Origin of the sequence: Novosphingobium sp., from assembly GCF_031417815.1 — a bacterium.
GTDB lineage: Bacteria > Pseudomonadota > Alphaproteobacteria > Sphingomonadales > Sphingomonadaceae > Novosphingobium.
In genome coordinates this window covers 118,019-139,518 of sequence record NZ_JANOWI010000043.1, presented here as the reverse complement: position 1 = coordinate 139,518, position 21,500 = coordinate 118,019, and the positions used below count along the sequence as shown (strand labels likewise).

Annotated in this window: 15 protein-coding genes; 4 read left to right on the top strand and 11 right to left on the bottom strand. The window is 64.2% G+C overall.

Annotation, left to right across the window (positions count from 1 at the left end; genetic code table 11):
• A partial coding sequence (locus RMN99_RS11575) for a PHP domain-containing protein (RefSeq protein ID WP_309623467.1) occupies positions 1-2,018 on the bottom strand: 2,018 nt, incomplete at its 3' end.
• A gap of 175 nt (positions 2,019-2,193) precedes the next feature.
• On the opposite strand from RMN99_RS11575, the gene RMN99_RS11570 reads away from it, so the two are divergent.
• Positions 2,194-3,087 carry an alpha/beta hydrolase gene (locus tag RMN99_RS11570; protein ID WP_309623466.1) on the top strand — a complete coding sequence of 298 codons (894 nt, stop codon included), beginning with the start codon at positions 2,194-2,196 and terminating at the stop codon, positions 3,085-3,087.
• Positions 3,088-3,099: 12 nt separating this feature from the next.
• On the opposite strand, the gene RMN99_RS11565 is transcribed toward RMN99_RS11570, so the two are convergent.
• The 3 genes from RMN99_RS11565 to RMN99_RS11555 all read right to left on the bottom strand — a co-directional run bounded on the left by RMN99_RS11565 (position 3,100) and on the right by RMN99_RS11555 (position 7,247).
• Positions 3,100-4,530, bottom strand: coding sequence for a DUF6504 family protein (locus tag RMN99_RS11565; RefSeq protein WP_409035252.1), 1,431 nt, complete (start codon positions 4,528-4,530; stop codon positions 3,100-3,102).
• A gap of 169 nt (positions 4,531-4,699) precedes the next feature.
• The gene (locus tag RMN99_RS11560; protein WP_309623471.1) at positions 4,700-5,269 is read right to left on the bottom strand and encodes a hypothetical protein; all 570 of its coding nucleotides are present in this window, start codon (positions 5,267-5,269) and stop codon (positions 4,700-4,702) included.
• A gap of 424 nt (positions 5,270-5,693) precedes the next feature.
• A complete protein-coding gene (locus tag RMN99_RS11555; RefSeq protein ID WP_309623465.1) occupies positions 5,694-7,247 on the bottom strand; it encodes an amino acid permease in 1,554 nt (517 codons plus the stop codon).
• A 142-nt stretch (positions 7,248-7,389) separates the two neighbouring features.
• Between RMN99_RS11555 and panB the strand changes: the two genes are divergently transcribed.
• Both panB and RMN99_RS11545 read left to right on the top strand, forming a co-directional pair.
• On the top strand, positions 7,390-8,259 hold the full coding sequence (gene panB / locus RMN99_RS11550; protein WP_309623464.1) for a 3-methyl-2-oxobutanoate hydroxymethyltransferase: 870 nt from the start codon (positions 7,390-7,392) through the stop codon (positions 8,257-8,259).
• Positions 8,260-8,308: 49 nt separating this feature from the next.
• Positions 8,309-9,379, top strand: a complete 1,071-nt coding sequence (locus RMN99_RS11545; RefSeq protein ID WP_309752576.1) for a DUF475 domain-containing protein — start codon at positions 8,309-8,311, stop codon at positions 9,377-9,379.
• Here RMN99_RS11545 and RMN99_RS11540 read toward each other — a convergent pair.
• From RMN99_RS11540 to RMN99_RS11510, 7 genes are all read right to left on the bottom strand, one after another.
• Complete coding sequence (locus tag RMN99_RS11540) at positions 9,366-10,310, bottom strand: bile acid:sodium symporter family protein (protein WP_309623463.1); 945 nt, start codon at positions 10,308-10,310, stop codon at positions 9,366-9,368. The two genes, RMN99_RS11545 and RMN99_RS11540, sit on opposite strands and share 14 nt — an antisense overlap.
• A 1-nt stretch (position 10,311) precedes the next feature.
• Positions 10,312-11,370 (bottom strand): CaiB/BaiF CoA-transferase family protein, encoded by a 1,059-nt coding sequence (locus tag RMN99_RS11535; protein ID WP_309623462.1) that lies wholly within the window; start codon positions 11,368-11,370, stop codon positions 10,312-10,314.
• Between the two features lie 67 nt (positions 11,371-11,437).
• Complete coding sequence (locus RMN99_RS11530) at positions 11,438-13,264, bottom strand: tetratricopeptide repeat protein (protein WP_309623461.1); 1,827 nt, start codon at positions 13,262-13,264, stop codon at positions 11,438-11,440.
• Positions 13,261-14,628, bottom strand: a complete 1,368-nt coding sequence (gene prsR / locus RMN99_RS11525) for a PEP-CTERM-box response regulator transcription factor (protein WP_309623460.1) — start codon at positions 14,626-14,628, stop codon at positions 13,261-13,263. Before prsR ends, RMN99_RS11530 begins: the two co-directional genes overlap by 4 nt.
• A gap of 1 nt (position 14,629) precedes the next feature.
• Entirely contained in the window at positions 14,630-16,759 is a 2,130-nt protein-coding gene (gene prsK, locus RMN99_RS11520) for an XrtA/PEP-CTERM system histidine kinase PrsK (RefSeq protein ID WP_309623459.1), read from the bottom strand.
• Between the two features lies 1 nt (position 16,760).
• Positions 16,761-18,146: a TIGR03013 family XrtA/PEP-CTERM system glycosyltransferase gene (locus RMN99_RS11515; RefSeq protein WP_309623458.1), complete on the bottom strand. Its 1,386-nt coding sequence runs from the start codon at positions 18,144-18,146 to the stop codon at positions 16,761-16,763.
• A gap of 107 nt (positions 18,147-18,253) precedes the next feature.
• Entirely contained in the window at positions 18,254-19,642 is a 1,389-nt protein-coding gene (locus RMN99_RS11510; protein WP_309623457.1) for a short-chain fatty acyl-CoA regulator family protein, read from the bottom strand.
• A 146-nt stretch (positions 19,643-19,788) separates the two neighbouring features.
• On the opposite strand from RMN99_RS11510, the gene RMN99_RS11505 reads away from it, so the two are divergent.
• Positions 19,789-21,375: an isocitrate lyase gene (locus RMN99_RS11505; RefSeq protein WP_309623456.1), complete on the top strand. Its 1,587-nt coding sequence runs from the start codon at positions 19,789-19,791 to the stop codon at positions 21,373-21,375.
• Positions 21,376-21,500 lie beyond the last annotated feature (125 nt).

Below are 21,500 nucleotides of genomic sequence, written 5' to 3'. Positions count from 1 at the left end.
AGGCATTTGCGGATGCAGGTCAGCATCCCCAGCGCCAGCACATCGACCTTGAGGATGCCCAGCGCGTCGATATCGTCCTTGTCCCATTCGATGAAGCTGCGCTCAGGCATCGCCCCGTTGCCGACCGGCACCGTCTCGATCAGCGGGCCTTCGGTGAGGATGAACCCGCCAACATGCTGGCTGAGGTGGCGCGGCATGCCGATCAGCTGCTCGGTCAGCACCAGCACCCGGCGCAAGTGCGGATCGCTGAGATCGAGCCCGGTTTCGCTTTCGATGTGGGCTTCCTTGATCGAGCGGCCGTGCCCGCCCCACACCGTCTTGGCGAGCGTGCTGGTGATATCCTCCGAAAGTCCCATCACCTTGCCGACCTCGCGGATCGCCATGCGCGGGCGGTAATGAATCACCGTGGCGCACAGCCCGGCGTGGTGGCGGCCGTATTTGGCGTAGATGTGCTGGATCACCTCCTCGCGCCGTTCGTGCTCGAAATCGACATCGATATCGGGCGGCTCGTCACGGTCTTCGGAAATGAACCGCTCGAATAGCAACGCATGCTCGACCGGGTTGACCGACGTGACCCCGAGGCAAAAGCACACCGCCGAATTGGCCGCAGAGCCGCGCCCCTGGCACAGGATCGGTGGGCTGCGGCTGCGCGCGAAATCGACGATCTCCTTGATGGTCAGGAAATACTGGGCCAGCGCCTTCTTGCCGATCAAGGCCAGTTCCTTGCGCAGCGTATCGGCCACTTCATCCGGCACCCCGTGCGGATAGTGCTGCGCCGCGCCCTGCCAGGTCAGCCGGGTAAGATAACCTTGCGCGTCGAGCCCGTCCGGGTAGGTCTGGAGCGGATATTCATAGCGCAATTCGTCCAGGCTGAAGCTGCACGCATCCGCCAGTTCGCGCGCGGCGCTGAGCGCGTGGGGCCAGAGCGCAAACAGCCGCGCCATTTCCTCCGGCCCCTTGAGATGGCGCTCGGCATTGGCCTGCAACAGATGCCCGCCCATCGCCACCGTGGTCTTGTGGCGGATCGCGGTCATCACATCGTGCAGCGGGCGGCGGTGCGGGGCGTGATAGAGCGGCAGGTTGGTGGCCAGAATTTCAAGGCCGTTATCCCGCGCCAGACTATCGAGCCGCGCGATTCGGGCGATGTCGCCGCCGCTGTAAAGGTAGCTTGCAGCCAGGTGGCGCAGCGTGGGCAGCTGCTGGGCAAGGTGCGGGAGCAGTTCGGGGAACGGCGCGGTTAGAAGGGTTTCACGCGGAGGCGCGGAGACGCGGAGAAGAGCAGAAAGATTTGGCTCTCGCAAAGGCGCAAAGGCGCGAAGAGCCTGCTCTGCGCCGCAAGCATTGTCTGCTGCTTGGACCTCGTCGTCTGGCGCAACGCGAGGTTTTGAAGAGGCTTCGCCCCAACAGCTACCTCTTCGCGCCTTTGCGCCTTTGCGAGAGCCCCCTTCCTCCCCTTCCTCCCCTTCCTCCCCTTCCCTCCGCGTCTCCGCGCGCCCGCGTGGATCAAACGGCACAACATTGCTTTCCACCGCGATCGTCAGCTCTGCATCCAGATCGTCGGGTGGCAGCAGCACCAGGTGGACGCCTTCGGCATGTTCGGCCAGCATCGCCAGTGAGATGTCGCACACGCCCTTTTCCTGCCATTCGCCGTCCAGTTTTCCCATTCGTCCGGCCGAGATCAGCCGGCACAGGCGGGCATAGGCCGCGCGATCCTGCGGATAGGCGAGGAAGGCCAGCCCCTCCACCACTTCGATCCGGCAGCCGATCACCGGGGTCAGTTTGAGCGCCTTGGCCTCGGCGTGCAGCCGCACCACCCCGGCCATGGTGTTGGCATCCGCGATCCCCAGTGCGTCATAGCCCAGCGCGCGGGCCTGGGTGGTGAGGTCCACCGCATCGGACGCCCCGCGCAGGAACGAAAAACAGCTGACCAACCCCAGCTCGACAAACGGGCTGCGCAGCGGCGGCTGCGCAGCTTCGGCGGCGCGGCGACGTTCGGGGGTAAGCGCGGATTCGGGCATGGGACTCGGTGGCTGATAGACAAATGTTCTTTTTATGTTCCATTTCCGGTTTAGGCGAATCCTTTTGCCGAAAGCGCCTTGTCTCCGCTGCGGGCAGGTTGACCGCAATTTCGTCCGCGCCCCGGAACACTTGGCGCTGCGCCCGCGTTAACCCTGCCCAAGACGGAGATTTCCAATGCACACCATCGAAACCGCAGACGGCGCTCATATCCATTCAAAAGCATGGGGCGAAGGTGATCCCGTGGTGCTGATCCACGGCTGGCCGCTTTCAGGCGATAGCTGGGATCCGATCAGCCACGCGCTGGCCGATGCCGGCTATAAGGCCATTGCCTATGACCGCCGCGGATTCGGCCGTTCGAGCCAACCTTCAGGCGGCTACGATTATGATACCTTTGCCGACGATCTGGCCGCCGTGCTGGCGCATTATGACGCAACAGAAAACATCACGCTGGTCGGCTTCTCGATGGGCGGGGGTGAGATTGCCCGCTACATGTCGCGTCATCAGGGCAAGGGCGTCAGCAAAGTAGCGCTGATTTCCTCGGTGGTCCCTTACATGCTGCAGGATGAAAGCAACCCCGATGGCGTGCCGCAAGCCGCCTTCGATGAAATGACCCAGGGCATGTTGGAAGACCGGGCCAAGTTCTTTACCGGATTCTTCAAGGACTTCTATGGCGTCGGGCTGGTCAGCCACCCGGTCAGCGACGAAGTCCTGCACCTGTCGTGGACCACGGCGATGCAGGCCGGCCTGCGTCCCACACTGGGTGCGGCCAAGGCTTTTGCCACTACCGATTTCCGCCCCGATCTGGCGCATTTCAAGGTGCCGACGCTGGTGATCCACGGCACCGCGGACAAGACCGTGCCGATTGATGCGACGGCACGCGAAGTGGCGAAGAAAGTGCCGGGCGCGGTACTGATCGAGTATGATGGCGAGGCCCACGGAATTTTCGCCAGCCAGACTGAGCGGCTGAAGAACGATTTGATGGCCTTCATCGCCGGTGATAACGCACCGATGAGCCAGGACAAGCTGGATTACGTGACCGCCAAGGCGCTGGTCAACGATCCGCTTTGATCGGGGCGTGGCTCAGGCATAAAGCCCCTGCAGGAACCAGTCCGGGGTATCGCCGCGCCCATCGCCGGCGATACCCTGCCGGTAGATCCAGTAGCGCCGCCCCTGCCCGTCCTCGACCCGGTAATAGTCGCGCAGCCGCGCAGCCCCGCGCTCGCGCCACCACTCGGGCGCGATCCGCTCAGGCCCTTCGGCACGCAGCACATCATGCAGGTTGCCGCGCCAGCGGAAGCGGCGCGGCAGGCCATCGGGGTGCGTGTGGATCACCGCGATCGGCTCGGCCCGGTCAAGCAGCTTCAAGGGGCGGGCGTGGAAGACCAGGCTTTCCTGCCGTTCCCGCGCGGGCTCAAGCGGCGCAAGCCAGCGCTGGGCGCGTTCTGGCCAGTGGCTGGCATGAAGTTCCGGGCGACGCACCGCCTCTGCGCCCAGGCGTACGCTCAGCCGGTCGATGCAGGCCGCCAGGCTGGTGCCGTGCGCCTCTGCGGCCGTTTCGAAATCGCGCTGGCTGAGCGCGCGCGGTTCGCACCACGGGGCGGAAAGCCGGGCCAGTTCGATCCCGAACCCGGCGTCGATATCATCGAGTCGCGCGGCGAACAGGCGCACCAGATGCGCGCCATCACGGCTGGCCTCGGCCAGCTCGAGCTTCCTGACCAGCACTTCGCCATCGACCTTCCACAAGCCCAGTTCAAGCCGCCGCGCACCCAGCCCCTGCGCCTCCAGGCTGCGCACCAGATCGGCGGCCAGATCCTCCACTACCCGGTCAAGCAGGCTACGGTGGCGGATCGGTTCGGCCAGGCGGCGCTGGGCCAGCGGCACGGGTTTGCCCTGTACCGGCAGCAAGGGTTCGGGCACCCGGCCGAGCAGCTGGTCAAGCCGCACCAGCGGATTGGCGGCGGGCGCGCGGACGGTGCGGAACCGCCGCGCCAGGGCATCGCGCGCCACGCCCGAAAGCTGGCCGATGCGCTTCAGGCCAAGCCGCCGCAGCACCAGTTGCACCGCCGGATCAAGCCGCAGCGCGGCGATCGGCAGGTCGTCAAAACTGTCGCCCGCGTGCCAGATCGCCTGCTCGGGCCCATAATGCGACAGCGCCCAGGCCGCCCCGGCGGTGGGGGCCAGCGCGAGCCGCACCGAAAGCCCGCGCGCGGCCAGGCTGCGCGCGGCGTCCTCCAGCAGTCCGGCCTCGCCGCCGAACAGATGCGCCACCCCGGTTGTATCGACCAGCAGGCCATCGGGCGGATCAAGTGCCGCCCACGGCCCCCAGCGCCGCGCCCACAGCGCCAGCCGTTCAAGGAAGGCAAGATCGCCCGCCGGATCGCCCGGCGCCACCTTAAGCTGCGGGCACAGGGCCCGCGCATCGGTGAGCATCGCGCCCACCTGCGCGCCGGCCGCCCGCGCCGCAGCGTTGGTGGCCGTCAGCCGCAGGCCATGCACGGTGTCGGCCAGCAATGCGAAAGGTATCTCTGACTCCCCCCTCCTCTTCGAAGGAGGGGCAGCGAGACTTGGCTGGGCATAGCCGGGCCTAGTCGCAGCGCGGTGGTGCCCTGCCCCGCGCGCCTGCGGTGCCACCACCCCCAGCCCCTCCTCTGAAGAGGAGGGGGGCGTGAAATGCGATGCTTCAGCCAGTTGCCAGCGATCGATCGCCAGGCCTGTGCACCAGATCGACAGGATCCGCCTGTTCGTGGTGGGGGGCACCGGCGACGAGGCTTTGTCCGTCATCGCGCAAGATCCATTTTCCGGGAGGATGCGCCCGGGCGCGGAACAGCTGGGCCTGCCAGGCAGGGGGACCGGGGGCATCGGCATTCCAGCGCGGCGGCGGCGAGGCGGCACTGCGCACGTCCCAGCGCATCCGCGCCGAAGACAGATCGTGCGCCGCATCGATCCGGATCAGCCACAGCGGCACGCCGTGCTTTTCGGCGACCAGGCTGAGCCGCCGCGAAGCAGTGAATGACAGGCCTTTGGGATTGCCGGCCAGTTCGCCCACCACGAAAGACAGGTCGCGGCAGCGCAGCCCTTCTTCCAGCGCGAACAGCGCATCCTCCGGCGTGTTCGCGGCCACGTGGATCAAGCGGTGACGCAGCGCTGGCGGCAGCCCCGGGCGATAGGGCCGGCCCGATTTGCGCAGCGCCGCCTTATCCTGCACCCACAGGAACGGGCGCTCATCCCCCGCCGCCTGATCGAGCGCCATGGCCAAGGCGAGCCCGGCCCCGCTGGCTTCGCCCGAGAATGCAAACAGTTCGGAATGGACCGCCGCCCCGCCCAGCCCCGGGCGCCAGTGAGGAAGGACGGGCCCGCTCCCGCTTGCGGGAGGGGTCAGGGGTGGGTTCGACCCGGCCCCATAAACCGCATTAGGCACGAGTGGCCCACCCCCAACCCCTCTCGCAAGCGGGAGGGGAGTACGGCGGCGGGCAAAGGCGGCAAGCGGGGTGGGTTCGGTCACTGGGGAATCGCTCCTCTGTTCTATTTATGTTCTCATTGGGAGTGATTCGCAAAGGCTTTGTCATAGCGAGGGCCGAAAGTGGGAGTCCGGGGCCGTCTGGCTACACCGCACAAGCAAAACGGGCCGCCCCCGCAGGGACAGCCCGTCTCGATAATTCAGCAATCAGCGGATACTAGACACCCTGCAATGGCGGCAAATCGTCATCGGCCTCATGCACCTCGACCAGACCTTGCCCGACATGGCTCGTGCGGTAGCCATAGAGGAAATAGATCGCCAGACCGACTGCTCCCCAGATCGGCAAGACCAACATGGCCGCCATCGGCAGATTGAAGAACAGGAACACACAGCCAGCAATGGTCGCCGGGCCGATCAACCACAACGCCGGAGTGCGGAATGCCCGCGGGAAGTTCGGTGCAGTCTTGCGCAGCATCATCACCGCGATTGCCACCATCATGAACGCATAAAGCGTCCCGGCATTGGCGATATCGGCGAGCTGTCCAACCGGCAAGAACGCCGCTGCAATCGCCGTAGCCACCCCGGTCAGGAAAGTGACGACATAGGGCGTCTTCCACTTGGGATGAACCTTGGCCAGCACTTCGGGAAGCAGTCCGTCACGCGCCATCACGAAAAAGATGCGGGTCTGGCCGAACAGCAGGATCAGGATCACCGATGGCAATGCTATAAAGGCGGCATAGCCCAGCATATTGCCCACCGTGCCGAACCCGATCTGGCGCAACACGTGCGCCAGAGCCTCTTTCGAACAGACCAACATCTGCGAATACTGCGGCATCGCACACTGCCGAGCGAGCTCTTCCGAACCCGCTGGGAACGGCACGCCGCCCGGCCCCATGATCGGCTGCCCACCAATCGTGCCAACTGCACCGGCGGCTACCAGCATGTAGAACACAGTGCAAAACAGCAGACTGCCAATCAAACCAATCGGCACATTGCGCTGCGGGTTCTTGGTCTCCTCCGCCGCGGTCGAAACCGCGTCGAAACCGACGTAAGCAAAGAAGATCGTTGCCGCCGCGCCAACCGCACCAACCCCAGTACCAAACCCGCCGAACACTCCGGCCGGCAGGAACGGATTGAAGTTGGCCATATCGGCCTTGGGTAGCGTCAGGAAGATAAATGCAGTGAGCGCAGTGACCTTGATAAGGACCAACGCGGCGTTGACCCGTGCGCTTTCAGTTGTGCCGATCATAAGCAACCAGGTTACCAACAGCGCAATGACTGCGGCTGGCAGGTTAATCACCCCACCAGGCGATCCGCCAAGCGCCAATGGCCCGGCCACCATCCACGCGGGCAGATGTATCCCGAACGTATGCTCAAGAATGGTACCGGTAAAATAGCCCGACCAGCCGACCGAAACCGCCGAGGCGGCAACCGCATATTCGAGCACCAGCGCCCAACCGACCGTCCAGGCAAGCAGCTCGCCCATCGTCGCATAGGTGTAGGTATAGGCAGACCCCGCAACCGGAATCATCGAGGCAATTTCGGAGTAGCACAGCGCGGCCACGATGCAGATCGCCCCGGCAATGGCGAAGGCCAGCATCAGCCCCGGTCCGGCCTTCTGCGCGCCAGCGGCAGTCAGAACAAAAATGCCAGTACCGATGACGCAGCCGATCCCGAAAAGGGTCAGCTGGAAGGCGCCGAGCGAACGGTGAAGCGATTTCTTTTCGGCAGTTGCCAAAATGGCGTCGAGTGATTTCACGCGACCGAACATGCAATTCCCCTAGTCTTGCTGCCAAGCCCGCAGGCCAGGCCGCATATCTTTACACTGGCGCGGAAGCTAGCGCCGCCCGCTTCGATGGCAAGCCTTAACTCGCGCCCTTCCCCAGATTGCGGCGAGCCGCTAAAGGCCCTTCATGTCCACGACCTTTCAGCTCGATACCGCGACCAGCCGCGCCCACCCCACCCCATCGCCGCTGCGGCGTCTGTCGATCCCCGCGATCAGGCAGCGCAAGCTGGATGGTGTCACCGCGCGGCCGATCGTGATGCTGACCGCCTATACCGCGCGTCAGGCGCAATTGCTCGATGCGCACTGCGATCTGATCCTGTGCGGGGATTCGCTTGGTCAGGTGATCTATGGCCTGCCCACCAGCCTGCAGGTGACGGTTGAGATGATGATCGCCCACGGCGCAGCCGTGGTGCGCGGATCATACCACGCTGCGGTAGTGGTCGATCTGCCGTTCGGCAGCTATGAAGGCTCGCCCGAACAGGCGTTTGCCACCGCATCGCAGGTCATGGCCGAAACCGGGGCCAGCGCGGTCAAGCTGGAAGGCGGCGCGGTGATGGCCGATACGGTCGCGTTCCTGTCCAGCCGCGGGATCCCGGTGATGGGCCATGTCGGGCTGACCCCGCAAGCGGTGAACACGCTGGGCGGATACAACGCCCGCGGGCGCAGCCAGCTTGAAGCTGACAAGATCGTTTCCGATGCCCAGGCGATCGATCAGGCTGGCGCTTTTGCCATCGTCATCGAAGGCGTGGTTGAACCGATCGCGATCGAAGCGACCAGGGCCGTCGCTTGCCCGACTATCGGGATCGGCGCATCGGCGCAGTGCGATGGCCAGGTGCTGGTCACCGAAGACATGATGGGAATGTTCGAACGCGTGCCGCGCTTCGTCAAACGCTATGGCGAAATCGCCGGGTTGATCTCAAGCGCGGCAGGCCAATATGCCGATGAAGTGCGCGCGCGCACATTCCCGACGGTCGACCAGACCTACCAACCCAAGTAGCAGCCTCCGCACGGCACCGTATCCAGAACCGACAGGGCAAAAATTCCACATGCTGATGAAGTTTTACAAAGGTTCGATGCTGTTCACGATCGTCTGCTTCGCGCTGGGCGCATGGTATGCGTGGAGCCAGACGGGCAGCTTTGCCGCTACGGCATCGATGCTGTGGATCATCTTCGTCCTGGCGATCCTCGAAGTGTCGCTGTCGTTCGACAACGCGGTGGTCAACGCCGCAGTGCTCAAGGACATGGACGAGGTCTGGCAGAAGCGGTTCCTGACCTGGGGCATGGTGATCGCGGTGTTCGGGATGCGGATCGTGTTCCCGCTCGCCATCGTTGCGATTGCTGCCGGGCTAGGCCCGATTGACGCTTTGCAGCTGTCGCTCAACAAGCCGGCCGAATACGAAGCGATCGTCAGCAGCGCCCATGTCGGCATTGCCGGGTTTGGCGGGGCCTTCCTGGCGATGGTTGGCCTGTCGTTCTTTTTTGATGGCGGGAAGGAGATCCATTGGCTGCGCTGGATCGAACAGAAGTTGAGCCTGATTTCGAACATCAAGGCCGCCGAAATTGCGGTGCTGCTGCTGGCAATCTATGGCATTTCGCGCCTGCTCAGCCCGGAAGAAGCACTCACCTTCATGGTTTCGGGCACGCTGGGCCTGGTTTGCTTCATCGCGGTAGAAGCGATCAGCACAATCCTTGAAATGCGCGACGAAGCGATGGCCGTAAATGGCGCGATCGTCCGCTCCGGGCTTGGCGGGTTCCTCTATCTCAATGTGCTCGACGCATCGTTCAGCTTTGACGGAGTAATCGGGGCCTTTGCATTGTCGAACAACATGATCGTGATTGCGCTGGGCCTGTCGATCGGCGCGATGTTCGTGCGTTCGATGACGATCCATCTGGTGCGGCAGGGAACCCTGGCGGAATACCGCTATCTTGAACACGGTGCGTTCTGGGCGATTATCGTGCTGGGCGCGATCATGCTGCTTTCGGCCAAATTCCACATCCCCGAAACGATCACCGGGTTGATCGGCGCGGTGCTGATCGGGCTGTCGCTGTGGTGGTCGATGCGGCACAAACGGCGTCATCCCGACAGCGAGCTGGAAAGCGCAATCAGGTCGGATTGAACCGCTGGGCAATTGGCGCGGCGATCACCAGCTGCACCAGGTGATAAAGCAGGATCGGCAGCAGGATCACACCGGCCACCTGCGGCGGGAACAACACCGCAGCCAATGGCGCGCCCATGGCGATGCTTTTCTGCGCGCCGGCAAACAGCATAGTGATCCGGTTTGGCCGATCGAGCCCGACAAGCCCCCCAAGCAGCCACGCGCCAAAATGGCCGAAGAGCAGAAACAGCGTGGTAGCGCCGGCCAGCCACAGCCATCCGGCCGCGTCGATGCGGGTCCAGAACTGCTGTTCGACCGCGCCGGAGAAGGCGACATAAACCGCAATCGCGATTGAAGCGCGGTCCATCCAGGTCACGATCCTGCGGTTGTCCTTCACCCAGCCTGCCAGTTGATCCTGCACAGCCTGCCCCAGCACGAACGGCAGCAGCAGGATCAGCATGACCTTGACCAGACCGTCGCTGTGAAAGCTGCTCCCGCCAACAGACAACCAGGCAAACAACGGCGCGGTAATGAAGACGCCCAGCAGGTTGAGCAGCGCGGCAGCCACAACCGCGCTTGCCACATTGCCGCCCGCCAGGGAGGAATAGGCTGTAGCCGATTGTACGGTCGATGGCAGGCAGCCGAGGTAGAGGAAGCCGAGCGCCAGCAACGGCGGCATCCACCCGCCACCCAGTTGCCACAGCGCCCAACCGGCCAGCGCCATCACGCCGAAGCACCAGAGCGTCAGCGGCAACAACAGGCGGTGATTGGTAATCCCGGCAACAACCTCATGCCGGGGCAGGCGCACGCCGTTGAGGAAAAACAGCAGAAAAACCGCCGCGTTCGAAACGAACTGCGCGGTATCGCGCCCCGCGCCCGCCACCGGCAGCACCAGCGCCAGCGCGATCGCGGCCAGCAGCAACCGCACCATCGGATCGATGCGGCTCAGCAAGTCAGCGTCCGGCCAGTTTCACCGGCGGCGCAGGGGTGGCCGAAAAGCGCGGCGCGGGTGCAGGCTGCACCATCCCGCCATCCTCCACGAAGGTGTGCCGCGCCAGGTTGTGCGCGTGTTGCGGCGCTTCCTTGAGGCTCAGTACCGGGGCAAAGCAGATGTCGGTTCCGTCCATGATCGCGCACCACTCGTCGCGGGTCTTGGTCAGGATCAACGCGGTCATCCGCACCTTTAGCTCGCCCCACTTCAAAGGGTTCATCTGCTGCGCAAAATCGGGATCGCCGGCCAGCCCGATCTTCTTCATCAGCAGCGCATAGAACTGCGGTTCGATCGAGCCGAGCGAGATGTATTTGCCATCGCTGGTTTCATAAGTGTCATAGAAGTGCGCGCCGCTGTCGAGCAGGTTGACTCCGCGCTCGTCGCGCCACTGACCATTGCCGAGGAAAGTATAGGTCATCGCCGAAAGGATCGCTGCGCCATCGATCATCGCGCAGTCAACCACCTGGCCTTGCCCGCCCGACCGCGCATGCAGCACCCCGGCCACCACGCCGAACGCCAGCATCATTCCGCCGCCGCCAAAATCGCCCACCGCGTTGACCGGGAACGTCGGCTTTTCGCCCGCGCGGCCGTAGCTGTGGAGCGCGCCCGTCAGAGCGATATAGTTGATGTCATGCCCCGCCAGCGGCGCCATCGGGCCCTGCTGACCCCACCCGGTCATCCGCCCGATCACCAGCTTGGGATTAAGCGCCAGCAGCACATCGGGGCCGATCCCCATCCGCTCGATCACGCCCGGGCGATAGCCCTCGATCAGCGCGTCGGCTTCCTTGACCATGTCCTTGAGCTGTTCGATCGCCGCATGATCCTTGAGGTCAAGCTCGATCCGTTCGCGGTTGCGATTGAGGATATCGCGGTTGCCGCTTGTCCCGAACCGGCCGCTGCTGCCAGGCCGTTCAACCCGGATCACGCGCGCCCCGTGATCGGCCAGCATCATCCCGCAGAACGGCCCCGGCCCGATCCCGGCCAGCTCGATCACGGTAACTCCCTGCAGCACCCCGGCCATTGCAACCTCCGAATTTAATCGCGCGATGAAATTGCCTTTGCGGGAGGCTTTGCAGCTTGTCGAGAGGTTACTTGAGCTTGGCGCGTGCAGCCTTGAGCAGGGCGTTGTCGCCGCCGCTGCGGCGCGCCTGTTCCAGCAATTGCCGCGCCAGCGCAGGATCCTGCCCCAGCTCCACCAGCGCCATGCCGCGCGCCTGCGCCGCTGCCGGGCTGGCCGGTTGCAGCGTCCAGGCCCGCGTCGCGCTGTCCAGCGCAGCCTGGGCATCGCCGCTGCGCAGCTGGGCATAGCTAAGATCGGCCAGCAGCCTTGCATCGCTGTTGCCCCCGCGCAGCCGCAGGTTTTCCAGCAGCAATCGGGCCGTCTGCCAATCACCGGCCGAAGCCGCCAGCGTCGCCGCCATGCGCAGTGCCAGGCGGCTCCCGGGGAAGCGCTCGGCATATCGCGCGACCAGGCCCGGCATCGCTGCACCTTGCCCGATGCGGTCCGATGCTTCGCCGATCCGCACCAGCATCAGTTCGGGGAACCGAACCTGTGCAGCGGCCTGATAGAACGCCAGGGCAGCGGCGGCATTTCCGGCAGCCAGCTGGGCATCACCGGCAAGCCCCAGCGCATCGCCCGAACCGGGATGCAGCGCCAGGAACCGGTTCGCTACACGCACCGCTTCGGCCATATCACCCGCAGCAATCAGGCTGCGCACATATGGCACGGTCGCGCCAAGGATGCCCTGATCCGCATTCCATTGCCCAGCAAATCTGCCCGGACCACCCGGCTCGAACACCGGCATGGTGACGCTGGGCGTAACCGCTGCGGCGCGGTCGAGCATCTGACCGGCGGCGAGGCGATCGCCAATCTCCTCAAAGGCACGCGCCATCACGGTGAGCAGATAGGGCGAAGCATCGGGGCGCGCGGCCAATGCCGCAAACCGTTCGATCAGCGCCTTGTAGTCGCCCGATTCAAGCAACGCGCGCGCGAACAGCAATTGCGCGCGCGGGTTGGCCGGGGTGCGTTCCACCGTCTGGCCGAGCAGCTGCGCGGCAAGGTTGGCATTACCTGATTCAAGTTCCATCGCCCCGCGCAGCAACAATGCCGCCGGGACTGCATCCATCCGTTCACCCACCCGGTTGAGCATCGCACGGGCCAGTTCGACATTGCCTGCGCGCGCCGCCAGCACCGCCTGGAAGAACCAGCCGCGCGGTTCGCCGCCAGCTTGTGAAAGAAGAAGCCGCGCCGCGCGTAAAGCTTCGCGCGGCCTTCCAGCTTCGCCCAGCGCTGCGGCATAGCCGGCCACCAGGCCGATATCGCCCGGGGCGTTGTCCAGCGCCGCTTCGTAATAGCCCGCCGCCTCACCATAGCCGAGCGATTCGCCCACCAGTTGCGCTTTCAATTCCAGCGCGCGGACGTTTTCGGGATCGAACGAAAGCGCCTTGTCGGCCGCTTGCATTGCCTCACGGTGTTCGCCGCCCTGATACCGCATGCGCCCGATATCGACCCACAGTTGCGGGTCATCGGGGGTGACGGCCAGGGCCTTGTCATAGGCCGCCCCGGCGGCAGGCAGGTGCCCTTGTAAGCGTTCGAGCCGGCCCAGTGCTATCCACCCCTGCGCTTCGGTGCCCTTGGCGAACTGTCCGGGGGCAAGCCACTGCCGCGCACCGCCAAGGTTGCCCTGAACCAGCAGCGCGCTGCCCATTGCCGCGGCAACGTCAGCCTTGGCGGCGCCGGACTTGAGCGCAGCCTTGAGCTCGATTTCGGCGGCCAGGCCATCGCCGCGGCGCAGCGCACTGGCGGCCGTATCGCTATGCCGCCTTGCGGCTTCGGGCATCGCGGCCAACGGCAGCGAAAGCGCCAGAAGACCCAGTGCCACAAGCCCCGTTTTGATCGCGCCGCGCCGCATCATGAGGTCTGCAGATCGTATTGTTTCAAAAGATCGTAAAGCGTCGGACGGCTGATCCCGAGCAGCTTGGCGGTGTTCGAGATATTGCCTTCGCTGCGGGCCAGCGCGTGGCGGATTACCTTGCGGTCCGCCGCTTCGCGTGCGCTCTTGAGGTTAAGCACGTTGAGCGCCTCCTCCCCGCCATCGGCAAGGTCGAGGTCGGCAGCGCTGACCAGCTTGCTGTCGGTCATGATCACCGCACGCTTCACGCGGTTTTCCAGTTCGCGCACGTTGCCCGGCCATTTCCACGCATCGATCGCGGCCAGAGCATCGGGACTGAAGCCCTTGACCGCCGGGTTCATTTCCTTGGCAAACCGGGCCAGAAAGGTCTTGGCGAGCAGCACCGGATCGCCCGCCCGTTCGGCCAGGCCGGGAATCTTCACGACGATTTCGGCCAGACGATAGAACAGGTCTTCGCGAAACCGGCCGTCGGCGATCATCGCTTCGAGGTTCTGGTGAGTGGCGCAGACAATGCGGGTATCGACCGCAATCGCGCTGCGCGATCCGATCCGCTCGATAACGCGTTCCTGCAGGAAGCGCAGCAGTTTGACCTGCAGCGGCAAGGGGATATCGCCCACTTCATCAAGGAACAATGTGCCGCCGCTGGCCTGTTCGATCTTGCCCTCGGTGGTCTTGACCGCACCGGTGAAGGCCCCCTTCTCGTGCCCGAACAGTTCGCTTTCCAGCAGGTTTTCCGGGATCGCCGCACAGTTGATTGCCACGAACGTGCCATCGCGCCGGTCGCTCGCATCGTGCAGGCCGCGGGCCAGCAATTCCTTGCCGGTGCCGCTGGCACCCAGCAGCATCACCGAAACTCCGGTATTGGCAACGCGCTCGATCGTACGGGCCACTTTCAGCATTTCGGGCGCGCCGGTAATCATCCGGCCCAGCACACGGTTGTCTTCCGCGCCGCGCGCGGCCAACTGGCGGTTCTCAGCCTCGATCTGCTTAAGCCGCAGCGCACGCCGCACGATCAGCCCCAGGGCCTCGATATCAACCGGCTTCTGGTAGAAATCGTAAGCCCCCTTGGCGATGGCCGAAAGCACCGATTCGCGCGCACCGTGGCCCGAAGCGACGATCACTTTGGTATCGCTCTTCAGCGCCATGATCGCATCGAGCACCGCAAAGCCCTCGCTCGTCCCGTCGGGATCGGGCGGCAAGCCAAGATCGAGCGTGACCACATCGGGCTCCTCGCTGCGCAGCGCGGCGATTGCCTCGGCCCGGTCGCGCGCCTGGATTACCTCGAAATCGGGCCATGCCCATTTGAGCTGCGCCTGCAGCCCGGGATCGTCTTCCACGATCAGCAGCTTTGGCTTGGCTTCGGACATGTCAGGCAACCTTCGGTTTGTTTGTGCCATGCTGGGCAAGCGCTTCGATAACGGCGGCGGTTTCGCTAAGCGGCAGGCGGATTATAAAGCGCGTGCCAAAGGATTCGCGGCTTTCCACTTCAAGCCGTCCGCCCATTGCCCGCACCAGTTCGCGCGCTTCGTAGGCACCGATCCCGAAGCCGCCGCTCTTGGTCGAATCGAACGGCTTGAACAGCCGGGTACGAACGAATTCAGGGGTCATCCCGGTTCCTGAATCGAGCACCTCGATCTCGCCATGGATCGCGTTCTTGCCAACCCGGACGAACACCGGGGCATCCGCGGGACTGGCCTCGATCGCGTTCTGGACAAGATGCAGCAACACCTGTTCCAGCGCATGGCGGGTTGCGGCCACTTCGATCGGTTCCATTTCGACCAGCGTCACCGGATGGTGCCGGCCAAGCTGACCGACAACAACGGCAGCCACTTCATCGGCGCGAACCACTTCGATTGCCTCGGCGCCCGATGCGCCATAGCGCGACAGGCGGGCCAGCAGCGCGTTGAGCTTGTCAGCCGAATTGCGCAGCGTAACCAGCATGTCGGCGCGGAATTCTGGGTTTTCGGCGTGGCTTTCGGCATTGCGCGCCAGCAAGCTCATCTGGCTGGCCAGGTTTTTGATATCGTGCATCACGAAGGCGATGCGGCGGTGGAAATCATCGAACCGGCTGGCTTCGGCCAGGGCCGCCTGCCCCGCATGTTCGGCCAGATAGCTGGCCAGCTGCTGTCCGGCGACACGCAGCAGATCGAAATCCTCCCAATCGAGCAGGCGGGCATGGGCGGGACGCGCCAGCACCACTGCGCCGATCAACCGTTCGTAATGAAGCAAGGGCACCAGTGCCCAGGCACGCGGATCGGCCAGCAACCATTCGGGCAGCACAACGCTGCAACGCTTGTCGATCTTTCCGGCGCGCACCGCATCAAGATCGGCGACATAGTTCGCGGCTTCGATCGCGCGGATCGCAGCTTGGTCAAGCGCGTCGGACGGGACATCGGCGGTCGGCCATTCCCACCGTGCCGCCAGTTCCAGCTGGCCGCTGTCGGCCTGGATCAGCAGCAACCCCGATGGGCTTTCGACGATATCGGCCAGTGCGCGGATCACGCGTTCTTCCAGACTGGCCTGTCCTTCGCCCGATTGCCCGATCGTACGGGTAAAGCGCAACCATTCGGTGCGGTAGTCATAGCGGTGCTGGAACAGGTGCTTGGCCGTAACCACCCGCAGCGTGCTGCGCAGCCGTTCGGAAAACAGCAGGATCGCCGCCACCGCCGAAGCCAGCGTGAGGAAAGCGATCTGCAGCGGCCGCGAATAATCATTGCCAGCAAAAGCGAGCCACTGCGCCATCGCCACCATGACCACCAGGTAACCGCCGATCAGGATCAGCGACATGGTCTGGAAGGCCACGGTTCGCGACGGGCGCAGCCGCGGGCTTTCGCCTTGCCCCGCCGCGCCAAAGGCCAGCATCGCGGCCAGCGGAATGGTCAGGCCGCCGCGCACGGCCTCAAGCAGATCCGGGTAACCCTGGACCAGATAGGCAATCGCGTAATAGTTGAGATCGAGCCCCCAGACCATGGTCAGCGCCATGGCCGGCCAGCGCATGATCTGGCGCGCCTGTCCCGATGCCCCGCCATACAGGTTGTGGAGCAGCACCAGCCCGCCGATCACGCCCAGCAGGTGCAGCATGATGATCGTCTGGAACCCCAGCGAAAACGCCAGTTGCTGCTGCGGATAGGTTGACAGGAAGACCAGCAGACCGGCCTGCGCCAGTTCGACAAAACACAGCGCAGCCAGCAATGGCCGGACCGGGCGGATCACCGCAAGCCGGCCATCGGCGGCAAACAGCCGATAAACGACAAACACCCACGACAGGTCACGCAGCACTTCGGCAAAGCCGGTGGCGTGGCTTTCCGGCCCGGTCAGTGCGCCGGTCAGGGCCCAGCCTGCCGTGGCCGCAAGCGCGCCAACCAGCGCACTGCGCGCCGGGCCAAAGCGTTCCTTGCAAGTATATAGCCAGGCCGCCGCGGTGATACAGGCCATCGCCCCAGCGCTCCACAGCACGGTGTTGATCGATGACCAATCGGGGAGCAGCAGCGCGTCCATTTCAGCGCGCACCCTCGTGCCACAGCACCACCCGCAGCGTTTGCAGCAGGATCAGCAGATCGAGGAACGGCGTGTAGTTCTTGGCGTAATAGAGATCGTATTCCAGCTTGTGCCGCGAATCCTCGATCGAGGCGCCATAGGGATAGTTGATCTGCGCCCATCCGGTGATCCCGGGTTTGACCATGTGGCGTTCGGCATAGAACGGCAGCTTGTCTTCCAGACCGGCGACGAATTCGGGCCGTTCGGGGCGCGGACCAACAAAACTCATCTCGCCTTTCAGCACCGACCAGGTCTGCGGCAATTCGTCGATCCGGGTCTTGCGGATGAAGCGGCCCAGCCGGGTGACGCGCGGATCGTCCTTGATCGCCCACTGCGCGCCGCCCGCTTCGGCATCGGTGCGCATCGAACGCAGCTTGATCACGTCGAAATTCTGGCCGAACAACCCGACGCGGTTCTGGCGGAAGAAGGCCGGGCCGCGGCTGTCAAGCTTCACCAGCACCGCAAACACGGCGATCAGCGGTGCGCTGAGCGCCAGCAGCAGCGACGATGCGGCGATGTCGAACAGGCGCTTGGCGGCGCTTGAAATTGCGCGGCCCGAAGAAAATCCGTCCGAAAAAATTAGCCAGCTGGGATTGACCGAATCGAGATCGACCCGGCCCGTCTCGCGCTCGATGAAGCTGGAAAAGTCGTTGACGTGGACCCCGGTAGTCTTGATCCGCAAGAGATCGCCGAGCGGCAGTGCATTGCGCCGCTCTTCCAGGGCCAGCACCACTTCGCTGGCCCCCAGGTTTTCGACAAAGCGCGTCAGGTTGTGGATGGCCGAGCGTGCAATCGCCTCCTCAACGACCGGCGGACTGTCGGTCATCATCACATAGCCGACGATCACGAAGCCGCTTTCGGGCTTTTCGGAGAGCTTGCGCAGCCGGTCGGCGCGCAGCCCCGCGCCCAGCACCAGCACCCGCCGGCGAAAGGCCGCGACGCCCAGGATTCCGCCGATCACCAGCCGGTTGAGCACCAGCGCCACAACCGATCCGGCCATCGCGTAAGCCAGGGTAGAGCGCCAGAAATTGCCCCCACCGAGCAGAAAATCAAGAAAGGTCAGCGCGATGATGCCAAGCGAGACGGCCACGAGGATCCGCGCGGTGGCAAAGCGCATCGAGCGCAGCGAATCCGAACCGTAGACCCCCACCGAAACCATCGCGGCAAGCATTACCGCCGCATATCCGGTCAATTGCCACGCGCGGTCGACGACTGCGCCAGCATCCATCCCGATCTGCCCCGCGCGCAGCCGCCATCCGGCATCGCCAACCGCCAGCAGCAGCACGATATCGATCAGGCCCAGCAGCAGGACGGCGTGCGGGATATAGTGTTTGAACAAGCGGATCATGGCTTGCGGGAACGGCCCTTCATAAAGATTGCCGTCTCTGCCTAAGCGCGAGAGGTGAAATGTCGGTAAATTTTACAGGCTATGGTTAAGGGCGCGCTACCCCCTGCTTAACGCGCAAAATCGAACGGGGTCAGGCCGCGGCTGCGCTCGTCGAATTCCAGCACCGCGCCGCGCGGCGGCAGCGAACGCTGCTGGCAATCGGCGCGGTGGCACAAGGCGCAGCCTGCGCCGATCGTTTCGGCAAGGTCTGCCCCCAGCCCCAGTCCGCGCGCTGCGGCCAGTTGCCCGGCCATCCGCGCCTCTACCCCAAGCACCACAACGAAGCGCGCGCTATCGCCCCCCAGCGCGCCATTGCCCTCAACCGTGCGCGCCAGCGAAAACCATTGCGAGGTCTGCCCGGCGGCATCGGTGAAACTGACGTTCTGGACCACGATCCGCCCCGCCTGCTCGAATGCGCGATGCACGTTCCAGAGCGGACAGCTGGCGGCGCTTTCCAGCACGGTGGTGCCGCTTGCCCCGGCATAGCGTTTGGAAAACTGCCCCGCCCGGTCGATCCGCGCCATGAAGAACGGCAGCCCGCGCTGGCCCACGCGTTGCAGCGTAGTGAGCCGGTGGGCCAGCTGTTCGAAGCCGACGTTGAAGCGGCGCTGCAGCAGCGGCAGGTCATACCCCGTGGCCTCGCAGGCGCGCAGCAGGCGGCCATAAGGCATCAGCAGTGCCGCCGCAAAATAGGCCGCCAGGTGCCGCCGCAGCAGACGCCAGGCGGCGCGATCGGCAAACCCGGCACCATCGGCCAGCGCGGCGATCGCATCGCGCTGTTCGAGCATGGCGAGCTGCACCGCGATCTGGAAATTGCGCGACGCCTGATCAAGCTGTTCGGACAGCTGGAGCTGGCGCGCGTGCAGATCAAGCCGCCGCAGCGCATCGGGCATCACGTCGACCGGCAGGATCCGCACCGCCAACTGGTGCTTCTGGCGCAATCGTTCGGTCAGCGCCGCACCGATATCGGGGTTCGACAGCCGCAGCTCGTCAGCCAGCGCCTCGGCTTCGCTATCAAGATCGGCGAAATGGTTACGCCAGCGTTCGATCTCACGCCGGACCAGATCCATCGGATCGCTGGCCGAAGGTTCGGCCTTGCCGCCGCCGGCGTCGTAAAGCCGGGCAAAGGCCAGCGCGGCCTGCGGTGCGGCGGAAAGCCATTCGGCAACTTCATCACGGTCAATCGCCAGATCGGCGAAGCGTTCGTCGGCCAGGCGCCGCCGCAGGCCGTCGATCCCGCCGACCGCTTCATCCTGGCGCAAGCTGCGCGGATCGAAATCGAAACGCTCGGCGAGTTGCACCAGCAGCCGCGCCGATAGCGGACGCTGGTTGCGCTCGATCAGGTTGAGATAGCTGGGCGAAATCGCCAATCGCGATGCCATGGCCGCTTGGGTAAGCCCTTCGCGGCGGCGCAGGCGGCGGATGGCGGGGCCTGCCAGAAGTGCTGCATCTGCCATCCACCGGCTTTGTAATTTAATTTACAACTTTGCAAGCCTTAACCCGCATTTACGCGCATTAGCACAAGTTTTTTTGTAATTTCCATTACCGATCCGGTCGACCGGTACGCTAAGCACAGGTCAACAACTCCCCAGGAGACTTACCCGTGACCTACACCAACGAGATTGCCAGCGCGAACACGACCATTGGCGGCCAGCCCGCCTGGGACGGGATCAGCGCCGAAAGCGTCGCCCGCATGCGCCTGCAGAACCGCTTCAAGACCGGGCTGGAAATCGCCAAGTACACAGCCGGGATCATGCGCCGCGATATGGCCGCCTATGATGCCGATCCGGCCAATTACACCCAGTCGCTGGGCTGCTGGCACGGCTTCATCGGGCAGCAGAAGTTGATCTCGATCAAGAAGCACTTCGGCACCACCAAGGGCCGTTACCTGTACCTTTCGGGTTGGATGATCGCCGCGCTGCGCAGCGATTTTGGCCCGCTGCCCGACCAATCAATGCACGAGAAGACCAGCGTTCCGGCGCTGATCGAAGAACTGTACACTTTTCTGCGCCAGGCCGACGCGCGCGAACTGGGCGGGCTGTTCCGCGATCTTGATGCCGCCCGCGATGCTGGCGACGAGGTAAAGGCCAAGCAGATCCAGGCCGCGATCGATGGCCATGAAACCCATGTGGTGCCGATCATCGCCGATATCGATGCCGGGTTCGGCAATGCCGAGGCGACCTATTTGCTCGCCAAGAAAATGATCGAAGCCGGCGCCTGCGCGCTGCAGATCGAAAACCAGGTCTCGGACGAAAAGCAGTGCGGCCACCAAGACGGCAAGGTCACGGTGCCGCATGAAGACTTCATCGCGAAGATCCGCGCAATCCGTTACGCCTTCATGGAAATGGGGGTTGAGGACGGGATCATCGTCGCCCGTACCGACTCGCTCGGCGCTGGTCTGACCAAGCAGATCGCGGTGACCCGCACAGCCGGCGATATCGGCGATCAGTACAACAGCTTCCTCGATTGCGAAGATGTTGCCACAATCGGCCACGGCGACGTGCTGATCAGCCGCGACGGCAAGCTGCTCAAGCCCAAGCGGCTGCCCAGCAACCTCTTCCAGTTCCGTTCGGGCACCGGTGAAGACCGCTGCGTGCTGGATTGCATCAACAGCCTGCAGAACGGCGCCGACCTGCTGTGGATCGAAACCGAAAAGCCGCACATTGGCCAGATCGGCGGCATGGTCAGCCGGATCCGCGAAGTGATCCCTAATGCCAAGCTGGTGTACAACAATTCGCCCAGCTTCAACTGGACGCTGAACTTCCGCCAGCAAGTTTATGATATCTGGAGCGAAGCGGGCAAGGACCTGTCGACCTATGACCGCGCCAGGCTGATGAGCGTGGATTATGACGCGACCGATCTGGCCGCCGAAGCCGATGAACGGATCCGCACCTTCCAGCGCGATTCAGCCGCGCAGGCCGGGATCTTCCACCACCTGATCACGCTGCCGACCTATCACACCGCCGCGCTGAGCACCGACAACCTGGCCCGCGAATATTTTGGCGATGCCGGGATGCTGGGCTACGTCAAAAACGTCCAGCGCGAGGAAATCCGCCAGGGCATCGCCTGCGTGAAGCACCAGAACATGTCTGGCAGCGACATCGGCGATGATCACAAGGAAATGTTCGCCGGTGAAGCCGCGCTCAAGGCCGGCGGCGCACACAACACGATGAACCAGTTCGCGGCGTAAACACAAGTTTGCGGCCTGACGCCGCCACAATCTCCTGGGGAGGAGAAACGACGGCCGTCGGGGTGCCCCTTTCACACCGGCGGCCGTCAAATTTTTCGTAACCATAAGCCCTCACCGGGCCGTTA

Excerpts from the sequence above, each read along its gene's own strand:
- panB (WP_309623464.1), top strand. The coding sequence starts at position 7,390 with ATGTCCACGACCTTTCAGCTCGATACCGCGACCAGCCGCGCCCACCCC.
- RMN99_RS11530 (WP_309623461.1), bottom strand. The coding sequence starts at position 13,264 with ATGATGCGGCGCGGCGCGATCAAAACGGGGCTTGTGGCACTGGGTCTT.
- prsR (WP_309623460.1), bottom strand. The coding sequence starts at position 14,628 with ATGTCCGAAGCCAAGCCAAAGCTGCTGATCGTGGAAGACGATCCCGGG.
- RMN99_RS11560 (WP_309623471.1), bottom strand. The coding sequence starts at position 5,269 with ATGGCGCTCGATCAGGCGGCGGGGGATGAGCGCCCGTTCCTGTGGGTG.
- RMN99_RS11535 (WP_309623462.1), bottom strand. The coding sequence starts at position 11,370 with ATGGCCGGGGTGCTGCAGGGAGTTACCGTGATCGAGCTGGCCGGGATC.
- RMN99_RS11515 (WP_309623458.1), bottom strand. The coding sequence starts at position 18,146 with ATGATCCGCTTGTTCAAACACTATATCCCGCACGCCGTCCTGCTGCTG.
- prsK (WP_309623459.1), bottom strand. The coding sequence starts at position 16,759 with ATGGACGCGCTGCTGCTCCCCGATTGGTCATCGATCAACACCGTGCTG.
- RMN99_RS11510 (WP_309623457.1), bottom strand. The coding sequence starts at position 19,642 with ATGGCAGATGCAGCACTTCTGGCAGGCCCCGCCATCCGCCGCCTGCGC.
- RMN99_RS11555 (WP_309623465.1), bottom strand. The coding sequence starts at position 7,247 with ATGTTCGGTCGCGTGAAATCACTCGACGCCATTTTGGCAACTGCCGAA.
- RMN99_RS11570 (WP_309623466.1), top strand. The coding sequence starts at position 2,194 with ATGCACACCATCGAAACCGCAGACGGCGCTCATATCCATTCAAAAGCA.
- RMN99_RS11545 (WP_309752576.1), top strand. The coding sequence starts at position 8,309 with ATGCTGATGAAGTTTTACAAAGGTTCGATGCTGTTCACGATCGTCTGC.